The 25,550-nt window shown below is 72.2% G+C and carries 20 protein-coding genes; 10 read left to right on the forward strand and 10 right to left on the reverse strand.

Annotation, left to right across the window (positions count from 1 at the left end):
• Nucleotides 1-139 precede the first annotated feature (139 nt).
• The 3 genes from ABZU32_RS18010 to cutA all read right to left on the reverse strand — a co-directional run bounded on the left by ABZU32_RS18010 (nt 140) and on the right by cutA (nt 2,359).
• On the reverse strand, nt 140-931 hold the full coding sequence (locus ABZU32_RS18010; protein ID WP_354837259.1) for a hypothetical protein: 792 nt from the start codon (nt 929-931) through the stop codon (nt 140-142).
• Between the two features lies 1 nt (nt 932).
• On the reverse strand, nt 933-1,634 hold the full coding sequence (locus tag ABZU32_RS18015; RefSeq protein WP_354837261.1) for a hypothetical protein: 702 nt from the start codon (nt 1,632-1,634) through the stop codon (nt 933-935).
• Between the two features lie 371 nt (nt 1,635-2,005).
• Nucleotides 2,006-2,359, reverse strand: a complete 354-nt coding sequence (gene cutA, locus ABZU32_RS18020) for a divalent-cation tolerance protein CutA (protein WP_354923492.1) — start codon at nt 2,357-2,359, stop codon at nt 2,006-2,008.
• A gap of 536 nt (nt 2,360-2,895) precedes the next feature.
• Here cutA and ABZU32_RS18025 point away from each other — a divergent pair.
• On the forward strand, nt 2,896-7,575 hold the full coding sequence (locus ABZU32_RS18025) for an FtsK/SpoIIIE domain-containing protein (protein WP_354923495.1): 4,680 nt from the start codon (nt 2,896-2,898) through the stop codon (nt 7,573-7,575).
• Nucleotides 7,576-7,598: 23 nt separating this feature from the next.
• Here the strand turns inward: ABZU32_RS18025 and ABZU32_RS18030 are convergent, their stop codons facing one another.
• Together ABZU32_RS18030 and ABZU32_RS18035 are read right to left on the reverse strand one after the other, a co-directional pair.
• Nucleotides 7,599-8,063 (reverse strand): TadE family protein, encoded by a 465-nt coding sequence (locus tag ABZU32_RS18030; RefSeq protein WP_354923498.1) that lies wholly within the window; start codon nt 8,061-8,063, stop codon nt 7,599-7,601.
• Nucleotides 8,064-8,124: 61 nt separating this feature from the next.
• Entirely contained in the window at nt 8,125-8,397 is a 273-nt protein-coding gene (locus ABZU32_RS18035) for a WXG100 family type VII secretion target (protein ID WP_354837269.1), read from the reverse strand.
• 229 nt (nt 8,398-8,626) lie between these two features.
• On the opposite strand from ABZU32_RS18035, the gene ABZU32_RS18040 reads away from it, so the two are divergent.
• From ABZU32_RS18040 to ABZU32_RS18050, 3 genes are all read left to right on the forward strand, one after another.
• Nucleotides 8,627-10,372 carry a biotin carboxylase N-terminal domain-containing protein gene (locus tag ABZU32_RS18040; protein ID WP_354923501.1) on the forward strand — a complete coding sequence of 582 codons (1,746 nt, stop codon included), beginning with the start codon at nt 8,627-8,629 and terminating at the stop codon, nt 10,370-10,372.
• A 294-nt stretch (nt 10,373-10,666) separates the two neighbouring features.
• Nucleotides 10,667-12,058: a hypothetical protein gene (locus ABZU32_RS18045; protein WP_354923503.1), complete on the forward strand. Its 1,392-nt coding sequence runs from the start codon at nt 10,667-10,669 to the stop codon at nt 12,056-12,058.
• Between the two features lie 253 nt (nt 12,059-12,311).
• Nucleotides 12,312-13,541 (forward strand): pentapeptide repeat-containing protein, encoded by a 1,230-nt coding sequence (locus ABZU32_RS18050; RefSeq protein ID WP_354837275.1) that lies wholly within the window; start codon nt 12,312-12,314, stop codon nt 13,539-13,541.
• 32 nt (nt 13,542-13,573) lie between these two features.
• Here the strand turns inward: ABZU32_RS18050 and ABZU32_RS18055 are convergent, their stop codons facing one another.
• Nucleotides 13,574-14,965, reverse strand: a complete 1,392-nt coding sequence (locus ABZU32_RS18055; protein WP_354837277.1) for an NAD(P)H-quinone dehydrogenase — start codon at nt 14,963-14,965, stop codon at nt 13,574-13,576.
• Nucleotides 14,966-15,185: 220 nt separating this feature from the next.
• Between ABZU32_RS18055 and ABZU32_RS18060 the strand changes: the two genes are divergently transcribed.
• A complete protein-coding gene (locus ABZU32_RS18060) occupies nt 15,186-15,638 on the forward strand; it encodes a gamma-glutamylcyclotransferase (RefSeq protein WP_354837279.1) in 453 nt (150 codons plus the stop codon).
• Between the two features lie 8 nt (nt 15,639-15,646).
• Here the strand turns inward: ABZU32_RS18060 and kynU are convergent, their stop codons facing one another.
• The gene (kynU, locus tag ABZU32_RS18065) at nt 15,647-16,831 is read right to left on the reverse strand and encodes a kynureninase (RefSeq protein WP_354923506.1); all 1,185 of its coding nucleotides are present in this window, start codon (nt 16,829-16,831) and stop codon (nt 15,647-15,649) included.
• 111 nt (nt 16,832-16,942) lie between these two features.
• Entirely contained in the window at nt 16,943-17,560 is a 618-nt protein-coding gene (locus ABZU32_RS18070; RefSeq protein ID WP_354923509.1) for an RDD family protein, read from the reverse strand.
• A gap of 86 nt (nt 17,561-17,646) precedes the next feature.
• Here ABZU32_RS18070 and ABZU32_RS18075 point away from each other — a divergent pair, with 86 nt between their 5' ends.
• Nucleotides 17,647-18,285 (forward strand): RNA polymerase sigma factor, encoded by a 639-nt coding sequence (locus tag ABZU32_RS18075; RefSeq protein ID WP_354923512.1) that lies wholly within the window; start codon nt 17,647-17,649, stop codon nt 18,283-18,285.
• Nucleotides 18,278-19,237, forward strand: a complete 960-nt coding sequence (locus ABZU32_RS18080; RefSeq protein WP_354923515.1) for a CU044_5270 family protein — start codon at nt 18,278-18,280, stop codon at nt 19,235-19,237. Before ABZU32_RS18075 ends, ABZU32_RS18080 begins: the two co-directional genes overlap by 8 nt.
• 171 nt (nt 19,238-19,408) lie before the next feature.
• Here ABZU32_RS18080 and ABZU32_RS18085 read toward each other — a convergent pair whose 3' ends face one another.
• Complete coding sequence (locus ABZU32_RS18085) at nt 19,409-20,911, reverse strand: PucR family transcriptional regulator (protein ID WP_354923518.1); 1,503 nt, start codon at nt 20,909-20,911, stop codon at nt 19,409-19,411.
• Between the two features lie 93 nt (nt 20,912-21,004).
• Here ABZU32_RS18085 and ABZU32_RS18090 point away from each other — a divergent pair, with 93 nt between their 5' ends.
• Genes ABZU32_RS18090 through ABZU32_RS18100 form a run of 3 tightly spaced genes read left to right on the forward strand, consistent with a single transcriptional unit; the run spans nt 21,005 to nt 23,799 of the window.
• Nucleotides 21,005-21,466 (forward strand): nucleoside deaminase, encoded by a 462-nt coding sequence (locus tag ABZU32_RS18090; RefSeq protein WP_354923520.1) that lies wholly within the window; start codon nt 21,005-21,007, stop codon nt 21,464-21,466.
• Nucleotides 21,467-21,469: 3 nt separating this feature from the next.
• A complete protein-coding gene (locus ABZU32_RS18095; RefSeq protein ID WP_354923523.1) occupies nt 21,470-22,426 on the forward strand; it encodes a 2-oxoglutarate and iron-dependent oxygenase domain-containing protein in 957 nt (318 codons plus the stop codon).
• Nucleotides 22,423-23,799 (forward strand): cytosine permease, encoded by a 1,377-nt coding sequence (locus ABZU32_RS18100; RefSeq protein WP_354923526.1) that lies wholly within the window; start codon nt 22,423-22,425, stop codon nt 23,797-23,799. Before ABZU32_RS18095 ends, ABZU32_RS18100 begins: the two co-directional genes overlap by 4 nt.
• A gap of 92 nt (nt 23,800-23,891) precedes the next feature.
• Here the strand turns inward: ABZU32_RS18100 and ABZU32_RS18105 are convergent, their stop codons facing one another.
• Complete coding sequence (locus ABZU32_RS18105) at nt 23,892-25,229, reverse strand: helix-turn-helix transcriptional regulator (protein WP_354923530.1); 1,338 nt, start codon at nt 25,227-25,229, stop codon at nt 23,892-23,894.
• Nucleotides 25,230-25,550 lie beyond the last annotated feature (321 nt).

Here is a 25,550-nt window from a genome sequence, read left to right on the forward strand (position 1 = left end):
GCTCCCTCCTCAGTCCAGCCACCGGCACGCCCTCACTCCGCTCATCGGCCCGCTCCACATCCGGGGCGGGGACGTGCCTGAGCCCGCGTCCTGCTCGTCGGCTCCCTCCGCCGGTGGGGCCGGGGCGTCGTCGGGAAGCTCATGCTCGGTCCCCCGTTCTCGGGCGGGGCAGGTCGGTGAGGGGGTCGGCGGCGCGGACGGGGGCGACGCGGGCGGCCAGGCGGCCGGCGAGCTCGCGGGCCGTGCGGATCAGCAGGGAGCGGTCCAGGCGGCCGCCCCACTGGCCCCGCAGCAGTTCGGCGCCCTTGGGGTCGTAGGCCAGGCCCGCGACGAAGGCGACGTCCCTGCTCGTGGCGGCGACGATGCGGCGCACCTCGTCGATGGAGGCGCGGTAGGAACGGGGATCGGAGATGACCACCACGCCGATCTGCCCGCCGATGAGCATGAGCCGCTCGCGCAGGTGGGCCACGTGGTCCAGGCTCGGCCGGGTGAACAGCAGCGTCACCTCGGCCTCGGCGATGAGGTCGGCCATCTGCGGGTGGGCGCCGAGCCGGCCGCAGTCGGCCAGGACGTCGGCGCCGGGCAGCGCGGCGAGAGCCCGGCCGAGCGGCCCCCACAGCCAGGTGAGCCCGGCGGCCTGCTCGCCGTGGGTGAGGCCGGTCAGGACGTCGAGCCCGCCGACGAGCTTCTGGGTGTGCTCGTGCACCTGCTCGGGGCGCAGGCCCCGGCGGGCGGTCGCGCCGAGGCTGAGCAGGCCGCGCGAGGGGTTCAGCACGCCGCCGTCCGCGCCGGGCAGGCGGTAGACCAGGTCACCGCCGGAGGGGTCGCATTCGGCCAGCAGCACCGGCCTCGGCCAGACGGCGCCGAGCGCCGTCGCGGCGGTGGTGACGCCGGGCGCCCCCTTGTCGGCGGCGAGCGCGATGAGGGCCACCTCAGCCCGCTCCGGCGAGCTTGCCCAGGGCGATCTCGCCGCTGGAGGAGTACATGGCGATCGTCGGGGAGACCGTGGCGTCGACGATGACCGACACCAGGCCCGAGCCGCTGCGCTCGCTGTCGCCGACGCTCTCGACCAGCGCGCTCGGGGCCAGCACCTTGCTCTGCGCGGCGCCCCGGCCCGACCCCGGGACGTACACCACCTGCACGTGGTCGCCCGCCCGCAGGCCGAGCGGGACCTGCCCCGCCTTGAGGGCGAGACCGACGACGACCTTGCCGGGGCCGACCTGCTCGCTCGTCCTGCTGGTCATCGGCTCGGTCAGCAGGGTGCCGGGCAGGAGCGTGACCCGGGCGAAGGTCGCGGCGACCTGGTCGCGGTAGACCCAGGGGACGTAGGCGACGCCGGTGTCGGCGATCTGGACCTCTTCCATCGCGTCGGTGGCGATCGGCTGGCCGGGGCCGATCTGCCGGCTGATCTGGATGGCCGAGACGCGGTCGCCGCTGCGCATGACCAGCAGCGTGGTGGCCAGCGCTCCGCCGAGGACCAGGAGCAGCGCCAGAGCCGCGAGTGCGGGTTTGCGCTCGCGGGGCGGCACGGGGAGCTTGCGGGAGGCCGGCCCGGACAGCGCGCCAGGCGACCCCGGGCGCTCCGCGTTCGACGGCGCGCGGCCGTCGCGGTCGGATTTCTCGCTGATCCTCATGGGTGGGGGGCTCCCGGATCGGGGACCGGGCCGGCAGCCTCGACCATGCGCTGACACCGACCAGCGCCAGGGCCGATCGAGATGAACCGCATGACCACGGTGCGGAACGGCATGGTCACGGATATGGAGGACGGGGGGTCGCTGACTTATCTTTCCGGAAATGTCATCTCATTGTGTGCAGCTTGCACCACGTGCAGGGACAGAAACCGGACCCATGCTTATCCACTATGGATCGACTGTCAACGGGAGGGTCAAGAATCGAACTGTCCCCGCGACACCGATGGCGCGGATATATCGGTGGATATTCTCCTTTGTATCGCCGGTAACGCGTGTCACACTTACCACTGCTCTTTCCCCGGCGGGCCGCCGCCTTAACCGCCCGTTGCCCGTTCTTGACCTTCCGGGTCCGGCGAGGTCTCCTCGTCGATCCAGCGCAGATACGCCGGGAGGCCGCCCTCGACGGGCAGAAGGATGATCTCGGGGGTCTCGTAGGGGTGCGCCCGCCGTATGTGCTCGGACAGCTCGCCGGAGCGCTCCTGGGTGGTCTTGATGAGCAGCAGGTACTCCTCGGCCGTCTCCACCTCGCCCTTCCACCGGAAGACGCTGGTGACCGGCCCCACTATCTGGACGCAGGCGGCCAGCCGGGCGCGCACCGCCGAAGCGGCCAGCTCGGCGGCCTTGGCGCGCTCGTCCACCGCGACCTGCACCTGGACGTACTCCGACATGAAGACTCCCTCCCGATCGCCCGGACAGCCCGGACCGCCACATAGGCGATGCACACCGCGTTATCCACAGCACCACGACGTTATCCCCCGGCCCGCATCCGCCCGAATCATCGCCAGATATCCGATTCAAGGCCAGAAATCCCGCCACAAGGTCATCGAGTTATCCACAGGGCGAGCAGTTGTCCACAGCTCCACCCACAGCCCATGTGGGCAACCGTCCCGCCACATCGAACGGCAGCCCCGCTGGCCGCTCAGTACAAATCGCCCTATTAACCACATATGGCATCAAACATGCATGAAGCTCCCGAAATCCGCAGCTCGACCGGCCTTGCCACGGACCGCGAGTGATGGAGAATCACTCGGCATCGGACGGAACAACGTCGGGCGGCGAGTGGTACGTCATTGGGCCTGACGGCAACAAAGTGGACGAGCACGAAGACGGGCACCCGCAGGTCTGGTTGACGTAAACCTCCGGACCGGCCGAACTCCCGTCGCTACGTTGAAGCGCGGGAGCCCGGACCCGGAGGAGACGTCGCATGCGGATCATGCTTACCGTGGTCTCAGAGCACGGCCACCGTGAGGTCGTCGTCGACGGCGACGAGGAGACCACGGTCGCCGGGCTCGCCGCCGCGCTGGACGGCTCGCCCGCCGAGCGTCACGGCAACGTCGTGCGCCTGCCGCGCGCCCGCGCCCCGTACGGGCTCGGCGGGCAGCCGCGGCCGCGGACGGCGCCCGAGGCGCCGTCGCTGTGGGTGGACGGCAGGCGGCTCGCCCCGGACGCGCCGGTCACCGCCGCGCTGCGCGACGGCGACCTGGTCACGCTCGACCAGCGCGCCGCGGGGTCCACCCTCCTGGCCGAGCCGGGCGGCGTGGTCGAGGTCAGGGTGGTGGGCGGTCCCGCCGCCGGCTCGGTCCACCGGCTGGGCCTCGGCGTCCACGTCATCGGGTCCGACCCGTCCTGCGCCGTCCACGTCGATGATCACCACCTGGCGCCGGAGGCCGCCGAGGTGCGGGTGACCCCGGAGGACGTGCTGGTCAGGTCCATGTACTCCTCCGGCGGCAGGGCCGCCAAGCCGTCGCGCCGAGCCCGCCGCGCCGCCCGCCGGCGCGCGCGGGGCCGGGCCCCCCACGGCAAGGGACCGGTCGCCGTGGCCGCGGGCGCCGAGGTCATCGGCGACCTGACGCGCGGAGCCGCGCACACCGTCCCGAGGCTCGCGGGCGAGCCCGTGGGAGCCCCCCGCCCCTGGCCGGAGGGCACGCCGCTGGCCTGCGGGAACTCCGTGCTGGTGCTGCGGGCCACCGAGCCCGCCGACGCGCACCTCGACGCCCTGCCGGACGGCGGCCTGGCCTACAACCGGCCGCCGCGCCTGCGCCCGGCCGAGCGGCGCCGCCGCTTCGAGGTGCCGGCCGAGCCGAGCCGCGGCGAGGGGGCGCGCCTGCAACTGCTCGCCGCCCTCCTGCCCGCCGTCCTCGGCATCACCCTGGTCGCGGTCTTCCACGTCTGGTTCTACCTGCTGATCGCCTTCATGACTCCCGCGATCATGATCGGCCAGTGGATCAGCGACCGCCGGCACGGCCGCAAGAAGTACCGCCAGGCCATGAAGGCCTACCGCGAGCGGCTGGCCGCCTTCGAGGCCGCGATCGACAAGGCCAGGGCCGTCAACGAGGTGGAGTGCCGCGCCGCCTCCCCCGACCCCGCCGAGCTGCTGCTCACCGCGACCGGGCCGCGCGGGCGCCTGTGGGAGCGCAGGAGCCACGATCCCGACGCCCTGCGCCTGCGCATCGGCCTGGCCGACCTGCCGGCCGAGATCGAGTTCGTCCCCGAACGGGGCGCTTCGCCCGACACGCCGATGCCCGAGCCGCCGCTGTCGGGGGCCGTGCCGGTCTCGCTGGCCATGCGGCGCCTCGGCGTGGCGGGCGTCACCGGGTCGCGCGAGGTCGCGCTCGGCCTCACCCGGTCCCTGGCCGGCGCGGCCGCCACCCTGCACAGCCCCCGCGACCTGGCGGTGGTCGTGCTGTCGGCCAACGCCGACGGCGCGGCCCAGTGGGGATGGACGCGCTGGCTGCCGCACTGCGCGCCCAGGGACGCCGAGTGCGTCGCCCTGGTCGGCGCCGACCCCGAGGCGGCGGCACAGCGGGTCGCCGAGCTGTCGGCGCTGATCGCCGAGCGCCTCGGCGACGACGACGCGCACGGCCTCGGCGCGCTGACCTCCGCCAAGGGATGGGGCCGGTCCTTCACGCCGGACGAGGAGCCGCTGTACGCCTCCTACGACGACCGGCCCTACGACGTGCTGCTGATCCTGGACGGCGCCCAGGTGCTGCGCACCCTGCCCGGCATGCCGCAGGTCCTGCGCCAGGGGCCGCGCGCCGGGGTGTACACGATCGCCATCGACGAGGACCGGCGGCTGCTGCCGGAAGAGTGCGCGACGGTCGTCGAGTGCGGGGGCGACGGCTTCGTCCGGCTGCGCGGCGGAGGGCTCGAAGCCATCGGCGAGATCCTCGCCGACCAGGTCTCGCCCGCCTGGTGCGACCGCCTCGCCCGGTCGCTGGCACCGCTGCGGGACGTCAGCAGGGACGACGCCGCGGCCGTGCTGCCCGGCTCCGTCCGCCTGCTCGACCTGCTGGAGCTGTCCCCGTCCGGCCGGGCCGTCGCGGCGCGGTGGCGGGCGGGGGGCCGCACCACCGAGGTGCCGATCGGCGTCGGGCCCGATGGGCCGTTCAGCGTCGACCTGCGCGCGGACGGCCCGCACGCGCTCGTCGCCGGCACCACGGGCGCGGGCAAGTCCGAGCTGCTCCAGACGCTGATCTGCTCGCTCGCCGTCGCCAACCGGCCCGACGAGATGACGTTCGTGCTGATCGACTACAAGGGCGGCGCGGCGTTCAAGGAGTGCGTTCGACTGCCGCACACGGTCGGTATGGTCAGCGACCTCGACGAGCATCTGACCCAGCGGGCGCTGGCCTCCCTGGCCGCCGAGATCCGCCGGCGCGAGCGCCTGCTGCTGGCCGCCGGGGCCAAGGACATCGACGACTACCACGAGCTGCGCGACCACGGCGTCCGGGGCTCCGCCGCGACGCCCCTGCCCCGCCTGCTGCTGATCATCGACGAGTTCGCGGCCATGGTGTCCGAGCTGCCGGACTTCATGGACGGCCTGGTCGACATCGCCCGGCGCGGCCGGTCCCTCGGCATCCACCTGATCCTCGCCACACAGCGGCCGGGCGGCGTGGTCACCGCCGACATCCAGGCCAACACCTCCCTGCGCATCGCGCTGCGCGTCACCGAGCCGTCGGAGTCGGCCGACGTGATCGCGGGGCCCGAGGCCGCGCACATCTCCAAGGCGACTCCCGGACGGTGCTACGTGCGCTCCGGCGCCGGACCGGCGCAAGCCGTGCAGACCGCCCGCATCGGCGGAAGGGCGCCGTCAGCCGCACGCCGCGGCGGCGGGCCGAAGGTCGTCGAGGTGGGCTGGCGTGACCTCGGACATCCGCTGCGCACCGGGCCCGAGGCGGGCGCTCCGTCCGCCGCCGACGCCGGGCCCGCCGCCGACCTGGCCCTCCTGGTGGACGCCGTCGCCGACGCCGCCCGCATGCTGGGGGTGAAAGAGCAGCCCAGCCCCTGGCTGCCGCCGCTTCCCGACACGTTCCTGCTGCCATCGGACGGCCGTGCGGAATCCGGCGGCGCGGCCGAGCAGGGCGAGGTGCCGCCGCTCGCGTTCGGCGTCACCGACATGCCCTGGGCGCAGGACCGCAGGCCGCTCGTGCTCGACCCCGCCCACGGCGGGCACCTGCTGATCGCCGGGACGGCCCGCACCGGGCGCTCCACGGCCCTGCGCACCCTGGCCGGCGCCATCGCCGCCCACGCCTCCCCGCACGACCTGCACCTGCACGCCGTCGACTGCGGGTCGGGCTCCCTGCTCCCCCTGGTCGCGCTGCCGCACTGCGGCGCGGTGGTCACCCGCGACCAGCTCGACCGGGTGGAGCGGCTGCTCACCCGGCTGCGCGAGGAGGTCGGCCGCAGGCAGCAACTCCTCGCCGAGGCCGGGTACGCCTCCCTCGCCGAGGCCAGGGCCGCCCAGCGGCGCGGCCCGGACGGCGAGGCGGCGCCGCGGCTGCCGTGGCTGGTGCTGATGCTGGACCGCTGGGAGGGCTTCACCGCCGCGTTCGAGGGCTACGACTACGGACGGCTGCTCGAGGCGTTCATGCAGCTCCTGCGCGAGGGCCCGGCCGTCGGACTGCGCGCCGTGGTCACCTCCGACCGCTCGGGGCTGCTCGGCCAGATCTCGACGCTGTTCGAGGACCGCCTGATCATGCGGCTGGCCGACCCCGCCGACTACGGCCTGGCCGGCCTGCCCCCGCGCGGCATCCCGTCCTTCCTGCCCCCCGGGCGGGCGATGTCCCTCGGCGAACAGGGCGTCGTCGAGAGCCAGATCGCCCTTCTGTGCGATGACCCGTCCGGGCCGGCGCAGGTCGCCGCACTGCAGGACCTGGCCCGCGCCGCCGCCGAGGCCTTCCCCGAGCCGGCCGCGCCGCTGCGGGTGGACGCGCTGCCCCTGCGCGTCACCGCCGCGCAGGCGCTGGACCTGGCCCCCGGCTTCAAGCCGCCCTCGCCGCTGTGGGCGCTGCTCGGCGCCGGCGGCGACGCGCTGGCCCCGCTCGGCGTCGACCTGCTGGCGCAGGGTCCGGCCGCCGTGGTCGCCGGGCCGTCGCGGTCGGGGCGCTCGTCCGCGCTGGTCACGGCCGTGCGGTTCCTGCTCGGGCAGGACACCCCGGTCGCCCTGGTGGCCCCCCGCCGCAGCCCGCTGCGCGAGCTGTCCGGCGAGCCCGGGGTGCTCGGGGTGCTCACCAGCGACGTCCAGGACCTCGCCGCGCTGGTGGCCGGCCAGGAGCGGTACGTCGTCGTCGTGGACGACGCCGAGCTGGTCTCGCCGGACTCCCCGCTGGGACAGGCGCTGGAGGAGACGCTGCGCAGCGGCAGGGACGGCGAGCACGCCCTGCTGATCGCCGGCACCACGGGAGACCTGGCGACCGCCTACCGGGGGTTCGTGGCCGAGGCGCGCAAGGCGCGGACGGGGCTGCTGCTGTCGGTGCAGAGCCCGGCGGACGGCGACCTGTTCAACGTCCGCCTGCCGCGCGGCGCCGTCGGCGGCCCGCCCGGCCGCGGGCTGCTGGTGACCTCAGGCACGCCCGTGCCCGTCCAGGCCGCCCTCACCGCCCCCTGACGCCCCTCCGGGCTCCGGGGGGGTCACTGGCAGCCGGTGTCGCCGTCGTCGGGGCGGAAGCACTCGATGGGCCCGCCGAACGTCGAGGAGATCTTGAAGGTCATTCCGGGGAACAGGGGGACCACGGCGACGGCGTCGCCTTCGACGACCACGCCGCGCTGGTCGCCCTTCTCCCAGGCGCGCACCTGGACTCCCTGGAGCATCTTGGGCCCGATGGCGCGCACGATGCCGCGCGCCCGGGCCTCGGCGGAGGACTGCCAGCCGCCCGCGGAGGCGCCGGCGCCCCGGGCGACGCGCGCGCCCTCACGGGCCGCGGCGTCGGCCACCTGACGCCCGTGGAAGACCAGCGCGAACTGCACGACGAGCAGGATCACCGCGAGCACGACCGGCATGATCAGCGCCAGCTCGATGACCGAGGCGCCGCGGTCGCCCGCTCGCCCCCGCCCGCCGCCGTCCGCCGTCGCCGTGTCCTGCCGCGGTGTCCTCACTCTCTCTCGCGCCATGGCCGCCACCCGGGCGGCCGCGCGCGAGCACGCCCGGCGCACCGGGCTAACGGGTGGCGGACTCGATGTTGCCCCGGTAGGTCGTGATGATGCGGGACGCCTCGGCCAGCTCCTCCGACATCCGCTGGAAGGCCTGGCGGTAGTTCTGCCAGGCGCCGCCGAAACGCACCGCGCCCGGGCCGGTCCAGGCGGTGCCGACCTTGGCCGCCTCACGGTCGAGCGCGGCCATCGTCTGGCGCACCTGCTCGGCCTGCTGTGTGAACTGGGCTGCCATGTTCTGCATTTCCGCGGGGTCGCCGCCGAGCAAGCTCTGGCTCATGGCCGGTCTCCTTCGGGATCGGTCGCACACAGTGGGTAGCCAAACGCCCCTACTTTAGACGGCCAACCCCTCAGACGCACCGGTTATACCTAGTGATTATCGGCTCCGCGCCGTACAAACGATCGTAGGACGCGCATGTAAGCGGGGGGGTAGGGGCTCACGGCGGATCAAAGCCCGCTTACACTCCGTTGAAGGCGCGCAAGGCCTCTGGAGGAAAGGGACGACCTCGGTGCGGAAGGTCCTGATCGCCAATCGTGGCGAGATAGCAGTGCGGATTGCCAGGGCGTGCAAGGACGCGGGCCTCACCGGCGTCGCGGTCTACGCCGACCAAGACCTCGACGCGCTGCACGTGCGCATGACCGACGAGGCGTACGCGCTGGGCGGGCAGTCGCCCGCCGAGACCTACCTCGACATCGGCAAGCTGCTGCGCGTCGCCGCCGACTCCGGAGCCGACGCCGTCCACCCCGGTTACGGCTTCCTCGCGGAGAACGCCGAGTTCGCCCAGGCCGTGATCGACGCCGGCCTCACCTGGATCGGGCCGCCGCCGTCCGCGATCACCGCGCTCGGCGACAAGGTCGCGGCCCGGCACATCGCCCAGGCCGTCGGCGCCCCCCTGGTGGCCGGCACCCCCGACCCGGTGTCGGGCGTGGAGGAGGTCGTCGCCTTCGCCTCCGAACACGGCCTGCCCATCGCGATCAAGGCCGCCTTCGGCGGCGGCGGGCGCGGCCTGAAGGTCGCCCGCACGATGGAGGAGATCCCCGACCTGTACGAGTCGGCCGTGCGCGAGGCCGTCACGGCGTTCGGGCGCGGCGAGTGCTTCGTCGAGCGCTACCTCGACCGGCCCCGGCACGTCGAGACCCAGTGCATCGCCGACCGGCACGGCAACGTCGTGGTGGTCTCCACGCGCGACTGCTCGCTGCAGCGGCGCCACCAGAAACTCGTCGAGGAGGCCCCGGCCCCGTTCCTGTCCGGCGAGCAGCTCGATCTGCTGTACTCCTCCTCCAAGGCGATCTTGAAGGAGGCCGGCTACGTCGGGGCGGGCACCTGCGAGTTCCTGGTCGGCCAGGACGGCACGATCTCCTTCCTGGAGGTCAACACCCGGCTGCAGGTCGAGCACCCGGTCAGCGAAGAGGTCACCGGCATCGACCTGGTGCGCGAGATGTTCCGCGTCGCCGACGGCGAGCCCCTCGGGTACGGCGACCCCGAGGTGCGCGGCCACTCCATCGAGTTCCGCATCAACGCCGAGGACGCCGGCCGCAACTTCCTCCCGGCGCCGGGCACGCTGACCACGCTGCGCGCCCCCGCCGGCCCCGGCGTGCGCCTGGACGCCGGCTACGAGGCCGGCATGACGGTGCCGCAGTCGTTCGACTCGCTGGTCGCCAAGCTGATCGTCACCGGCCGCACCCGCGAGGAGGCCCTGGCCCGCTCGCGCCGCGCGCTGGAGGAGTTCGTCGTCGAGGGCATGCCCACCGTCCTGCCGTTCCACCGGGCCGTCGTGTCCGACCCCGCCTTCACCGGCGAGCCGTTCTCGGTGCACACCCGGTGGATCGAGACCGAGTTCACCGGCACGATCGAGCCCTACGCCGGGGAGAGCGCCGCCGAGGAGCCGGTCGAGCGCGAGCGGGTGGTCGTGGAGGTCGGCGGCAAGCGGCTGGAGGTCGTGCTGCCCGCCGCCTCGGCGATGACGCGCCAGGCCGCGCCGAAGAAGCCGTCCCGCCGCGCCGGCGGCAAGGGCGCGGCGGCCGCCGCCACCACCGGCGACTCGCTGGTCAGTCCGATGCAGGGCACGATCGTGAAGGTGGCGGCCTCTGACGGCGACGTCGTGCAGGCCGGAGACACGGTCGTGGTGCTGGAGGCCATGAAGATGGAGCAGCCCCTCACCGCGCACAAGGCCGGCGTGGTCACCGGCCTGGTGGCGGCCGTCGGCCAGACGGTCACGGCGGGCGCGGCCATCTGCGAGATCAAGGACGCCTGACCCCGCGCCTCGGCGGTCTGGACACGCGTCTCCGGCGACGGCTCGTATGCGTCTCCCGCGACGGCGCAAGCGATGTCGCCTGCGCGAGGAGACGTGCCACCGCGCGCGAGGAGACGTGCCACCGCATGGGCGAGAAGGTATCTCACGCACGCGCCCGTCGCGATGTCGCATGCGCGAGGAGATCATTTGCGTACGCGTCTGTCGCGACTTCGCGTACGCGTGGAGATACGGTGGCGTACCGAGGAACTCAGACGACCCGCCATTCGTCCTGTAGGACGAAGGAGGCATAAAGCCGTGACCACTCATACGATGCGCCGCGCCACTGCCACGTTCGTGGCCGTGCTGGCCGGACTGCTGACGCTGTTCGCCTTGCCGCACGCGGCACAGGCCGCGGCCCCCCCGGATCCCAACACGATCATCGCCGCCTGGAAGACGGGCGACCCCCTCTACGTCGCCCCCGGCGTCTCGCTCAGCTCCAGCCAGCTCTCGGACATGCGCAAGACCCTCAAGGGCGCCGACAGCAAGATCTACGTCGCCGCGCTGGCCGACGGCACCGTCACCGACAGCGCCTCGGCGGGCCCGCTGATCACCGCGCTCGGCCGGGCCCTCGCCGCCGAGGGCCGTCCGCGTGCCACGGTCGCCGTCCTGGACGGCACCACGCTGTTCGCCGGGTCGAGCGCGATCCGCAAGACGGGCCTGGCGGGCCAGCTCGCCACCGCGGCCACCAGCAACAACAAGGACGTCGTCTCCGGCATGGAGGACTTCGTCCACCGGGTCGACAAGGCCGTGAGCGGTGACACCAAGGGCGCGCTCAAGGCCGGCAGCGCCGCGGGCGGCGGTGGCGGCGGCGGGGTGCTCATCGGCATCCTGGTCCTGGCCGTCGTGGGCGGCCTCGGCATCTTCTTCATCTCCCGCAGCAAGAAGCGCAAGCGCGAGGCCCGCGAGGCCGCCGAGCTCGCCCAGGTCAAGCAGACCGTCGAGGAGGACGTCACCAAGTTCGGCGAGGAGATCACCGCGCTGGACCTCGACGTCAAGGTGTCGGACAACCAGGCCAAGACCAGCGGCGACTGGCAGCAGGCCCTGGACGCCTACGAGCGGGCCAAGAACGAGCTGACCGCGGTCAAGCGCGCGGACGACCTGCGCGGCGTGACCACCGCCCTCGAAGAGGGCCGCTACGCCCTCGCGTGCGTCAAGGCCCGGGTGAACAACGAGCCGCTCCCCGAGCGGCGCGCCCCCTGCTTCTTCAACCCGCAGCACGGCCCGTCCGCGCGCGACGTCCTGTGGGCCCCGCCCGGCGGCGCCCCGCGCGACGTCCCTGCCTGCGCCGCCGACGCGCAGCGCGTGGAGCAGGGCTTCGACCCGCACATGCGCGAGGTCATGGTCGACGGCCAGCGCCGTCCCTACTGGGACGCGGGCCCCGCGTACGCCCCCTACGCCTCCGGCTACTACGGCGGCTTCGGCGGCGACCTGATGACCGGCATGCTCATCGGCACCATGCTCGGCGGATCCTTCGGCGGCTGGGGCGGCGGCGGTTACGGCGCCGGGTACGACGCCGGCTTCGCCCAGGGCGCCGAGTCCGGCGGCGGCGACTTCGGCGGTGGCGGCGGCGACTGGGGAGGTGGCGGCGACTGGGGTGGCGGTGGCGACTTCGGCGGCGGCGACTTCGGCGGCGGCGGCGACTGGTAACCCCTCTCCTCAGACACAGAGCCCCGGCCCGCGCACGCGGCCGGGGCTCTTCCCTTGCCCGCCTTGACCCCGGTCTCCTCACCCGACAGGGTGCTGGATGTGATCGGCGCCGGGGCGGCGGGTCGTGGGACGGCGATGCCGGGGCCGTCGTACGGCGGGGCACCGGTGCACGCGAAAGCGATCTGCAAGGTGGGTGCAACCCGCCGTATATGATCACCTGCCACACTCGGCCCAGTTGTCGAGGAGGCTTGCGTTGCGTCGTTCCATCCCCCTGGCCCTGATGTCCGGGCTGTTCGTTCTCGCCGTCCCCGCCGTGCCGGCGTCGGCGGCGTCCCCTGCCGCCGCCACGGCGGCGCACACAGCGCTGGCGGCGCCCTGCAAGCCCGGGTCCGGGGTGAAGCTCCGCGGCAAGGACTTCACCGACGGGGCCGCCCTTCCGGAGAACCTGCGCTGCGCGGACCTGACGAACGCCAAGCTGGACGAGGTGGACTTCACCCAGAAGGACCTTTCCGGGGCGATCCTGCGCAACGCCTCCATGAAGGAGGCCGACTTCACCCAGGCGCACCTGGAGTACGCCGACCTGACCGGCGCCGACCTGTCCAACGCCGACCTCGGCCAGCTCCACGCCAAGCACGCGACCCTCAGGAACGCCGTGCTCACCGACGCCGACGCCGGCCAGGCCGAGCTGCCGCACGCCGACCTCACCGGCGCGGTCATGGCACGGGCCGAGATGACCCAGGCCAACCTGACCGACGCCAAGCTCTCCGGCGCCGATCTCAACGAGGCCACCCTCGGCCAGTTGCAGGCCAGGAACGCCGACTTCACCAAGGCCAAGATGCACGAGGCGAAGCTGGGGCAGGCCAAGCTCCAGTTCGCGGTGTTCAAGGGCGCCAACCTCAGCGAGGCCGAGTTCACCCAGGCCGAGATGGACGGCGCCGACCTGCACGGGGCGACGGTCGAGCAGGCGTCCTTCACCCAGGCCGACGACCTCGACCTGACCGGGGCGCTCGGCGAGCCCAAGGACGTCCCCAGCGACGCGAAGGGCAGCACCGAGGACCTGCCCGAGGACGCCGGTGACACCACGTCCGACTTCGGGCAGCCGGCGGCCTCCCGGGGCAAGGGCGGGCTGGGCCTGGTCCTGGTGATCCTCAGCGGCGTGGGCCTGAGCCTGACGCTGATCTTCTGGGGCCTGTCGCACCGGCGCAGGGTCGAGCGGGCGGCGCGGTTCGCCGGCGCCCGGCGCGCCGCGGAGGAGAACGTGATCAGGTTGGGCGAGGAGATCGACGCGCTCGACTTCGACTACAAGATCAACCACATGAACACCGGCAGCGTGGACCAGGACTGGCGGCGCGCGCTGGACGCCTACGAGGCCGCCAAGCACTCCCTGACCAACGCCCGCTCCGAGCCCGAGCTGGCCGGGGTCGCGGCGGCCCTCCACCACGGCCACGAGGCCCTCACCCGCGTCCGCTCCCGCCTCACCTGACCGGGCCGAGACCGGGCGACGGCGAGGCGGGATCAGATGATGGTCGCGCCGGGGAGCATCAGGCGGCGGGCGGCCTCGGTGATCGAGCCGGCGAGCGAGGGGTAGACCGCGAAGGTGTGGGCGATCTGGTCCACGGTGAGCCGGTGCTGGACGGCGAGCGACACCGCGAGGATCAGCTCCGAGGCGCGCGGGGCGACGACGACCCCACCGAGCACGATGCCGGTGTTCGGCCGGCAGAAGAGCTTCACGAAACCGTCGTTGAAGCCCTGCATCTTGGCCCGGGCGTTGGTGGCCAGGGGCAGCTTGACGATGTTCGCCTCGACCTCTCCGGCCTGGATCTGCCGTTCGGCGATGCCGACGGCGGCGATCTCGGGATCGGTGAAGATCGTCGAGGCGACGGTGGCCAGGCGCAGCGGCTGCACGGCCTCGCCGAGCGCGTGCCACACGGCGATGCGGCCCTGCATGGCCGCCACCGAGGCCAGCATCAGCACGCCGGTGCAGTCGCCGGCGGCGTAGACGCCGGGGGCGGAAGTGCGCGAGACCTTGTCGACCTGCACGAAGCCGTTGCGGTCCAGCGTGACGCCGGCTCCCTCGAGGCCGATGCCTGAGGTGTTCGGGACCATGCCGACGGTCATCAGGCAGTGGCTGCCCTCCGCCGTCCGGCCGTCCTCCAGGGTGACGACCACGCCGTCCTCGGTGCGCTTGACCGACGAGGCGCGGGACTTGCCCATGACGTTCATGCCGCGGCGCCGGTAGACCTCCTCCAGCACCTCGGCCGCGTCGGCGTCCTCGTTCGGCATCATCCGGTCGCGGGAGGAGACGAGCGTGACCTCCGAGCCGAGCGAGCGGTAGGCGCCGGCGAACTCGGCGCCGGTGACGCCCGAACCGACGACGATGAGGTGCTCGGGCAGCTCGGGAAGGTCGTAGAGCTGGCGCCAGTTGAGCACCCGCTCCCCGTCCGGTTCGGCTCCCGGCAGGACGCGCGGGGTGGCGCCGGTGGCGACGATGACGACGTCCGCCCTGATGGTCTGGTCGCCGACCCGGACGACCTGCGGGTCGACCAGCCGTCCCGCGCCCTGGACGACCTGGACGCCCTCGGCGGCGAGGCGGGCGGCGATGTCGGCCGACTGGTGGGCGGCCAGCTCCTTGACGCGCTTGTTGACCAGCGGCATGTCGGCCCGCACGCCGCCGACGTCGCCGTCGGGGCCGCCGGTGAAGTTCACGCCGAGGGAGGAGGCGTCCAGCAGGGCCTGCTTGCGGACGGATGTGGCGATCATGGTCTTGGACGGCACGCAGTCGGTGAGCACGCAGGCTCCGCCGGGACCGTCGCGTTCGACCACGGTGACCTCGGCTCCGAGCTGGGCGCCGACCAGCGCCGCCTCGTAACCGCCGGGCCCGCCACCAATGATCACAATCCTCGTCACGTACCCCATTGTCCCGCATGACGAGCAGTGCGAGGCATGCAATACCCGGCCTAAACCCTCGAAGACCAGTAAAAAAGGTTGATTAGCCCCGGAAAACCCCTATGAATCCACGGTAGTGGTGTCGATCACCGGAAGAACGGCGCTGGTCGGCCACGGTTCCGCGCGTGTTGAAACCGCGAGGCCGGATCCGCGCGCCGATCTTGGATTAGTCTTGTGTGCCGTGCCGGTTTACGCCGCCTATGGCAGCAACATGGACCCGAAGCAGATGGCTCAGCGGGCTCCTCACTCGCCCATGCGCGGGACGGGCTGGCTGCAAGGCTGGCGCCTGACCTTCGGTGGAGAGGACGTCGGCTGGGAGGGCGCGCTCGCCACGATCGCCGAGGACCCCGACGAGCACGTCTTCGTCGTCCTCTACGACGTGCCCGAGTGGGATGAGACCTCCCTGGACCAGTGGGAGGGCGCCGTGCTCGGCCTCTACCACAAGGTCCGCCTGCGCGTCGCCACCCTGGACGGCGAGGTCGTCGCCTGGTTCTACGTGCTCAACGACTACGAGGGCGGCCTGCCCTCGGCCCGCTACCTCGGCATCCTGGCGGACGCCGCCGAGAAGGCCGGCGCCCCGGACGACTACGTCGCCGACCTCCGCACCCGCCCCTGCACCTCCATCGGGGGCTGAGCCGTCGCTCAGCCTGACCTGGCGAGGAGGGCCGCGAGGGATGTCGCGGCTTCCAGGGCGTCCTGGTAGCGGACATACAGGGGTGCGAAGCCGAGGCGCAGGATGTCGGGGGTGCGGTAGTCGCCGATGACGTCACGGGCGGTCAGCTCGGCGACCAGCGTCTCGGCGTCCGGGTGGCGCAGGGACACCTGGTGGCCGCGCCGGTCGTCGCGCGGCGTCACCACCTCGACGGCGCCGCCGAGCAGCTCGTCCGCGCAGTCCATGAAGAACTCGGTCAGCGCGAGCCCTTTGGCGCGCACGTCCACCAGGTCGACCTCCTGCCAGACGTCCAGCGCGGCGTCCAGGGCCAGCAGCGAGAGGATGTCGGGAGTGCCGGCGCGGGCGCGGGCGATGCCGGGCGCGGGCTCGTACCGGGCGTCCATCGCGAAGGGGTCGCGGTGCCCGCCCCAGCCGGACAGCGGCTGGCGGAACTCCGCCTGCAGGCGGTTCGGCACGTAGATGAAGGCGGGCGACCCGGGACCGCCGTTGAGGAACTTGTAGGTGCAGCCGACGGCGAGGTCCACCCGCAGCGCGTCCAGCGCGATGGGCAGCACGCCGACGCTGTGGCACAGGTCCCACACGACCCTCGCACCGGCCGCGTGGACCTTCGCCGTGGCGGCCGCCATGTCGTACAGCCGCCCGGTCCTGTAGTCCACGTGGTTGAGCAGGACCACCGCCGTCCGGTCGCCGAGCGCCTCGTCGAGGGCGTCGGGCAGGACGGGACGCAGCACCGTGCCGGTCAGCTCGGCCACCGACTCGGCGATGTACCCGTCGGTCGGGAACGTCGCGGCGTCCACGACGATCTCGCGCCGTCCCGGAGCCATGCGCACGGCCGCCACGAGCGCCTTGAAAAGGTTCACGCTGGTCGAGTCGGCCACGACCACCTGGCCCGGCGCGGCGCCGACGAGCGGGGCGATCTTCTCCCCCACCCGTTCCGGCGCCGTCCACCAGCCCTCCGGCCACGACCTGATCAGCCTGCGGCCCCACTGCTCGCGGACGACCTGCTCGACCCGCTCGGCCACCCGGCGCAGCGGCGCTCCCAGCGAGTTCCCGTCCAGGTAGACGACCTCGGGGTCCAGGTCGAACTCGTCCCGGACCCGCCGCAAGGGGTCCTCGGCGTCCAGTTTCGCCGCCCGCTCGACCAGCTCACCCATGCCCGCGCCCTCCGGCCGCCTGCCTCACCACCGAAATCCCATTTCCTGACGAACGTTACGCAATACGCGTTTCGCCCGGTACCACGGGGCCCGGACCTCCTGCCCAGGACCTCAGCCCCAGGCGATCCAGAGGAACCACGCGAACGGCAGGGCGATCACCAGCAACCCGATGGTGAGGACGAGGGGGCGACCCGAGCGACCGCCGGTCTCCCCCGCCACGGCCTTCAGATCGACCACGACGGTGCCCGCCACGACGTCATGCAGGCACCTCTTACTCGGGCCGAAGATCCACAGGCCGTCCACCAGCGAGAAGAGAAGCCCCACGTAGGGGATCGAGTTCCCCGCCGCGGAGACGACAGACCGCACTCCGGCTTGGGACGGCGTCAAAGGGGTGCCGTCAGCACGGACGACCCGCAGCCGGCACAGCCGCTTTCCGATGGTCTGTCCCCAGTAGGCGTGACAGATCCACAAGTACAGCAACCACATGACGGCCACCGCGACGTCGAGGTACCAGAACGGGTTTCCGGCATAGGGGTTGGCGAACCAGAGGTCGAGCCAACCGGACCCGGCGGCCTGCTCGCCGCCGTCCGTCGCGGGACCGCTCAAGGCCACGGCGCGGATGGCGACCCCGGGCACGGTCAGGATCAGCGTATCGATGAGGCTCGCGCCGAACCGGTGACGCCGCGCGGCGATCACCGCTCTCGGCGGAGCGAGGGGGAGTGAGGTCACCGGGGAAGTGTGGCAGCGCTCTCCACCTCCCGCCACAGGTGGTGGATGCCCCGGCGGCGGGGCGAGAACCGCCGCCGGGGGTTCGGGTGAAAGAGGGTGACCACACCGAGGAACGGAGCACAGGCTTGACAGCCGAAGCGATTCTGGAGGACGCGGAGCTGATCCAGCGGTCCAGACGCGATCCCGCGGCCTTCGGGGTCCTGTTCGACCGGCACGCGCCCGCTTTGCACCGTTATGTAACCCGACGGCTGGGCGATTCACTGGCCGACGACGTCGTGGCGGACACGTTCCTGGCCGCCTTCAGGCGCCGCGACCGTTACGACGCCCGCCACCCCAATGCCCGCCCCTGGCTGTACGGCATCGCCGCCAACCTGATCGGCAAGCACCGCCGCACGGAGGTGCGGTTCTATCTCGCCTTGGCCAGGACCGGCGTCGATGAGGTGGCGGAGAGCTACGCCGACCGCGTCGAGGCCCGCGTCTCCGCATCGGCGGCGCAGCGCGATCTCGCGGGGGCGCTCGCGCTGCTGTCGCCGGAGGACCGCGAGGTCCTGCTGTTGATCGCCTGGGCCGATCTGAGCTACGAGGAGGTGGCCCTCTCCCTCGGCATACCCATCGGAACCGTTCGCTCGCGGCTGCATCGCGCCAGGAAGAAGACCCGCGCGGCGTTGGGCGGCCTCGATCCGTCCGCCGTCGCCACCGACGAGGAGGACGCCGACCATGGATGACCTGAAGATCCTCGGCGAGATGCGCGCCGAGGCGCCGACGCCGGACGCCGACCGGCTGGGCGGCGTCCGCCGCCGGGTGATCCGGGACGGGCGGAGGTTCGCGCTCATGCCGTCCTTGCTGATCGCGGCGGTGGCCGCCGTGCTGGTCGTCGCGATCGCCGTGCCGATGTCGCGGAGCACGCCGGAGGTTCCGGGCACTCCCCCCGTTCGGACCGTTCTGCTGAACTCCGAGACGGTGCTGGAGAAGGCGGCGAAGACCGTGGAGAAGCGAACTCTCGCGCCCGAACCCCGGGCCGACCAGTGGGTGTACACCAAGAGCCTCGACAGGCAACCCGCGGACGGCGAGACCACGGTGCGGGAGGGATGGACGCGTTACGACGGCAAGCAGACCGCCGGGTGGGACTTCAAGGGGAAGTTCAAGGTGAGCGATGTGCCGCCCGATCCGGACGACGACGATCTCTCACCTCAGCAGTACCGCGAGAAGCTGCTCAAGCTCCCGACCGACCCGGACAAGCTGCTCCGCCACGTCAAAGGCGACCGGCACTGGGTCGACTACCCCAAGGAGGAGGCACAGTCCAAGGTCGTCGAGGACCCGAACTCGCGGGCCTATCGAATCCTGTCGTTGTATCTCGGCCAGCAGGCGGTCATGCCGCCCAAGCTGGAGGCGGCCATCTTCCGCGCGATGGCGAAGATCCCGGGAGTGGCGATCGAGCAGGGCGTCAGGGACGCGACCGGACGAACAGGGCTCGGCCTGTTCCGGCGCACCGAGGGCGAGGAAACGACACGCCGCTACCTCATCCTCGATCCCCGCACCTACCGGGCGATGGCCGACCAGACCATCTGGCTGCGCGACGAACTGATCAACGGCGAGGTCGCCTTCCGCAAGGGCGCCGTCTTCGCCGACGTGGAACTCGCCTCCGGCATCGTCGACAAGCCGGGCCAGGTCCCATAGCCCATACGGCCGAGGTGACGGACACGGGGACGGGCTGACGCGAGCCGATGGACGCGCGACGTCCCCGTGTGCGCCCCGAGCCCGTCTCACGAGCATGGACACTCGCCGGGCCTGCGTTCCCTGCGCGTACCGCTCACACGGCCGACGCGCCCGGCGGGGTCTGCTGGATGGTCAGCGAAGGAGGCGGTGGGCGGTGGTGGCCAGTAGAAGGGCGGTGTGGACGGTGGGGTCGGTGACCGGGTGTCCCAGGAGGGTTTCTATGCGGTGGAGGCGTTGGTAGAAGGATTGGCGGCCCAGGTGGAGGGCGGCGGCGGTGCGGGTGGCGCTGCAGCCGTGGAGAAGGAAGGTTTCCAGGGTTGTCACCAGGTCGGTGCGGTGGGTGCGGTCCCAGTCGACCAGGGGTCTGATGGCGCGGCGGACCAGGTCCGCCGCGTGGGAGGGGTCGAAGTGGCGGGTGAGTTCCAGGTCCAGGGCCAGGGCGCGGGTAGTGACGACGGGAGTGACGCGGCGCAGGCCCAGGGCGGCCCGGGCGTCGCGGAGTGAGGGGCCGAGATCGGTCAGGTCCACGACGGGGTGCCCCACGGCGACGTGGAGCTGGGTGGCACTGAGCCGGCGCAAGGCCTCCTCCAAAGCCTGGGCGGCGGCGCCCACCGTGTCCGTCAGGGAAGGGGGGACGGCCAAGGCTCCGAGTACCAGGCGTGACACCCGGCCGCGGATCGCGGAGGTGTGCAGGATGTGCGCGGCCCGGTCGACGACGGCCAGCGCCGCCGCGGTCTCCACCGCTTCGGCGGCCACCCCGACCAACACGTGGCCGGGCGGCAGCTGGAACCCCGCCATCATGGCCCGCACCGCCGCGTCCGCCTCGGCGGTGCCCTCGATCAGGTCGCGCAGCAGCGCGGACACCTGCCGGTCCCGCTCGCTCGGCGGGCTGCCGGTGCGTAGCATCGCCAGGGCCAGCGCGACAGCCGTCCGCTCCAGCGCGATCATCAGGTCCTCGCCGGGCAGCGCCGACCCGGGCCCCGCCACCAGCCGTCCCCAGGGCCCCCCGTGCAGGGTGACCGGCGTCTCGCACGCGGCGTGCTCCACGGCCCGCCACGCCTCCCGGTCGCCCGCCACACCGTGCGCGGCGACCAGCGCCCCGCTCGCCGCCACCAGCACCAGCGGCGCCCCGATCACCTCGGCCCCGGTGGCGAGCACCCCGGCCACCCCGGCCCCCGCGATGAGCGTCTCGTTGAGCGCCCGGGTGGCCCGGTCCCCGAGGCGCAGCCGCCGGCTGGCGTAGTCGACGATCAGCGTGTTGGCGTGCTCGGTGATCCGGATGAACGGCACCACCGCGTGCAGCGCGATGAACGGCAGCTCCTGCCGCCGCGCCTCCTCTACCAGCTCACGCGGCGTCTCGGGGAAGGTGCGGCCGAGTTCCAGCGCGACCCCCGCCACCCCTCGCTGCGCGATCTCGCGCAGGTAGTGCCGCCGCGCGCCCGCGTCGGTGCCCGCGAGCCCGAGCCCGGTGGTGAGCAGCAGCTCGCCCCCGGTGAGCAGCGGCCCGATCTCGTAGATCTCGCTGGAGTGCACCCAGCGCACCACGCGGTCCAGCGATGCATCGCCCGCGAGTATGCGCGGCCGGGCCTCGCGCAGTACGTCGAAGGCCAGCAGTTCGCGAAGCGTGAGCGGCATACCTACCCGCTTTACGGATTGTCCGGTGAAGGTGGCCATAATACGGACGATCTGCCCGTTCTCGCCGGGCGCCTCCCGGGAGATAGTTGCCCTATGACCAGCGAAGCCGCCGACCCGGTCACGATGCTCGCCATCGCGCTGGAGGAGGCCAGTAAAGGGCTCGCCGAGGGCGGCATTCCCATCGGCGCGGCCCTGTTCGGCCCGGACGGGCGCCTGCTCGGCCGGGGACGCAACCGCCGCGTCCAGGACGGCGACCCCTCGGTGCACGGGGAGACCGCGGCGTTCCGGAACGCGGGACGCCAGCGGACGTACCGGGGCACCACCATGGTGACCACCCTGTCCCCGTGCTGGTACTGCAGCGGGCTTATCCGCCAGTTCGGCATCACCGGCCTCGTCGTCGGCGAGAGCCGCACCTTCACCGGGCAGCACGAGTGGCTCGCGGAGAACGGCGTGTCCGTCACGGTGCTGGACTCCCCCGAATGCGTCGAGCTGATGACCGCGTTCATCGCCGCCAACCCGGCGCTGTGGAACGAGGACATCGGAGAGGATTCATGACCCATGAAGACGGTCCCGATCATCGATCTGACCCCATGGTTCCAGGGCGACGCCGCCGATCGCGCCCAGGTGGCGGGGCAGGTCGACCAGGCGCTGCGCGAAATCGGCTTCCTCCTCGTCACCGGCCACGGGGTGCCCCCGGAGCTACGTGCCGGGGTGCGGGCCGCGGCCAAACGGTTCTTCGCGCTGCCCGAGGAGGTGAAGCGGCGCTACGCCGTCACCGTCGGCGGCCGGGGCTGGCTGCCGCCCGGCGTGGAGGCCAACGGGTACGCCGAGGGCACTCCCACCCCGCCGGACCTGAAGGAGACGTTCGCGGTGGGCGCCGACGACCCGATCGGCGACCCGGTGATCGACGCCGAGTGGTTCCTGCGGAACGTGTGGCCACCGGAGGTGCCCGAGCTGCGGAGCCTGGTCACCGAGTATCTGGCCCGCATGCGCGCCCTGGCCGATGAGCTGCTGGTCGTCTGCGCGGCGGCGCTCGGCCTGCCGGACGGCTTCTTCACCTCGCGGGCCGGCCACCCGTCGTACACGATGAACATCAACAGATACCCTCCGCTGTCGCAGGTCGGCCCGCCCGAGCCCGGCCAGTTCCGCATCGGCCCGCACACCGACTTCGGCACGGTGACCGTCCTCGACCGGCAGCAGGGCGTCGGCGGCTTGCAGGTGTTCACCCGGGACGGCGAGTGGATCGACGCGCCGTACGCCGAGGACTCCTTCACCATCAACATCGGCGACCTGCTCGCCCGCTGGACCGGCGACCGCTGGCGCTCCACGCGGCACCGGGTGCTGCCGCCCGACCCGAGCGCCCCGGACGAGGAACTGGTGTCCCTCATCTACTTCTACGAGTGCGACCCCCTGGCGGAGGTGCAGTCCCTGGGGCCGCCGATCGGCACGGTCGCGCATCCTCCGGTCATCGCGCACGAGTACCTCATGGAGAAACTGAAGGCGATCACGGTATGACGGTTCTGGAACCCCCCGGCGTCGCAGTACGCGAAGGCGACTATGGCGCGAAGGTCACCGCGGTGGAACCCGGCGGTGTCGAGTTCATCCCCCTGGCCGACCGGCACGGCACGCCACGGCAACTGGTGTGGACGTGGATGTCCCCCAACCTCGAATTCGCGACCATCTTCCTCGGCGTGCTGGCGGTCGCCGCGTTCGGGCTGAGCTTCTGGCAGGCCGTGCTGGCGGTCACCGTGGGCACCGGGCTCGGCGCGCTGTCGCACGGCGTGCTGTCGGCGCGCGGCCCGGCGGCCGGAGTGCCGCAGATGGTGCTCGGGCGGCTGCCGTTCGGGTACTGGGGCAACCTGCTGCCCTCGGCGTTCAACACGGTGGCGGCCGGCATCGGCTGGTTCGCGGTGAACAGCGTCAGCGGGGCGCTGGCGCTCAACACGCTGACCGGGCTGCCGGCGTGGCTGTGCCTGGTGGTCGTGGTCGCGGTGATGGTGGTGCTCGGCTTCTTCGGGCACAACCTGGTGCAGGCGTTCGAGCGGTACGCCTTCCTGGTGCTCGCCGTGATCTTCCTGGTCGCGTCGGCGATCATCCTGACCAAGGCGGACCCAGGGTTCGCGGGCAGCGGCGGCGGACTCGGTGGGTTCCTGCTCACCGTCGGCGCCACCTTCGGGTACGCCGCCGGCTGGAACCCCTACGCCGCCGACTACACCCGCTACCTGCCGCCGGACGCCGGCAAGCGGGCCGTGGGGCTCGCGGCCGGGCTCGGCGTGTTCGTCCCGTGCGTGCTGCTGGAGGTGGTGGGCGCGGCGTCGGTCACCATCGGCGGCGACGCCCTCGGGCAGCCCACCACCGCCTTCACTTCGCACTTGCCCGGCCTGATCGCCGGCCTGACCCTGCTGGCCATCGCGCTCGGCGCCGTCTCGGCGAACGCGCTGAACGTCTACTCTGGCGCGATGTCCCTGCTCACCATGGGCGTGCGCCTCCCGCTCACGATGCGCCGCGCGCTCACCGCTGTCGCGTGCGGCGTCGTGGGCTTCGTCGTGGCTCTCACCGGACTTGAGGACGCGGGCCACAAGTACGAGTCGTTCCTGCTCGTCATCTCGTACTGGATCGGCCCGTGGCTGGCCGTCGTGCTGGCCGACCAGTACCTGAGCCGCGGGGAGGTGCCCCTGGCCCGCCTGTACGACCGGTCGCACCGCAGCCCCGCGGGGCCGATCGCCATGCTCGCCGGCGTGGTGTTGTCGGTGTGGCTTTTCTGCAACCAGGAGTTGTACGTGGGCCTGGTCCCGAGCCGGTTCCCCGCGGTGGGCGACATCACGTTCGAGGCGGGCTTCCTCATCGCGGGCGTCGTCTACGTCGCGCTCAAACCCCTGCGCCGCTGACCCCGGCCCCGTGGCGCCCGGCGTCACGGGGCCTCTTCCTGCACGTCGCAGCTCGCGCCGAACCCGTCGGTGAAGCGTCATCGTGGTCGAGTTCAGGCGTGCTTCGAGGCTTCGGTGGTGGCAAGGACCTCACGGAACTCCATGACCGCCGGCCGGGCTTGCTGGGCGATGGAAACGGCGCGGAGCACCATGCGTCCTGTCTCCAGGATGTGGGTGCTGCGGTACGCCGACGACATCCCGCCGATCGTCCCCGCCGCCTGCCGCACCCCTTCGTCCGTACCACCTTGAACGACCGTGCACAGCGCTCCATGCAGGGCGATGTTCGCCTTGTACTGGTAGTCCCGAGTGAGTCTGAGCACGTCATCGCGGGCTCTGGCCGCCGCGGCCTCCTCGCCGGCGCCGGCGAGGACCCAGCTCTCCGCGAAATGAACCTGACTCGCACTCCAGAAGCCCCATGGGTCGGAGGGACTGTCGGTCTCGGCGAGCCGGAGGAGTGCGTGCAAGGTCCGCTTCGCCTCCTCATGCCGGCCGAGCATGGACAGCGCCTTTGCCCGCGTGGTCATGAAGTCGACGCTCGGCTTCCCGGCGATCTGTTCTGCGGACTCGACCAGGCGGATGACGGTCTCGGGGGCGCGCTGGCCGTACAGTCCGTGCCCGGCCTCCTCGCCACGTACGAGCAGGCGGAGCCCGAAGTCACCGGAGAGGTCGGCCGACTGGCGGGCGGTGCGCCACCAGCGGATCGCGGCACCGTGATCGCCGCGGCGGGTCAGCGCGTTCGCGAGGATGGCCGAGAGCGTGGCCGTGACGCGGTGCAACCCGGCCAGCTCGGCGGGGGCGCAGGCATCCAACTGCCTGCGTATCGTCATCAGGTCGATCGCCAGGTCCGCGGCCACCTGCGCGGGCGGCCGGGTGCGCAGCGCGTGCAGATGATCGGCGCAGCTCACCTCCCACTCTGCCACGCTGCGGAAATCGTGGTTCAGAGACAGGCTGAGAAGCCGGCGAACGGGTTCGCCTGGCATGCCGAACGCTCCGAAGGCAGCGCTCGTGGCGGCGAATCGCAGAAGCTGTCGGCGTTCCGTGGCGACCTCCTCGTCGGAATTCTCCTTTGTTGCGAGTGTACGTAGCCGGTCGATTTCCACAACCAACCCATAAAGCGTTACAAGTCGCCCCTCAGCCCCCAGAGCATCATCAATCCCTTTGATGTGATCGGCGCGCGGGCGCGCGAGCCCACGTTCCCACCGGGACAGCTCGCCCTGATCGACGAAGGCGGCCCTGGCCAGCTCACGCTGCGAAATACTGCGCACTTCCTCCCGCCAATGGCGCATATAAGCACCCAGTAGATGCCATGGCGACTCGTCGAGGACGACCGGCTCGCACGCGCGCGGCATGAACAACTCCCCGTGATGGATCGATGGGAATGCGCATCCCATCAACATTCCTCTTGGACCGCTCCCAAAGCTCTTCCACTATGACATCGACCAGGCAGAAAGACCTGCGTAAAGCGAACCGGCCCGACGCTGGGAACGCCAGGCCGGTCCTTGATCAGAAAGGCGAGCCCAGGCCGATGCGAAAGATCAGGCACGCCCCGGCGATCGAGGTCGGTTGGAGTCCCCACCAGCCCCCCACGTCGCCGGACCACAACTCGCCGGCTCGTGACCGGCACGAGCCGTATCCGGCCGGAGCGGCGTCATGAACCGGCGACCAGAACGCCTCACGAGCCGGCGACCCGGACGGCCCATGAATCGGCGACC

The sequence above is a fragment of the Sphaerisporangium sp. NPDC005288 genome, assembly GCF_040607475.1.
Taxonomy (GTDB): Bacteria; Actinomycetota; Actinomycetes; order Streptosporangiales; family Streptosporangiaceae; genus Sphaerisporangium; species Sphaerisporangium rhizosphaerae.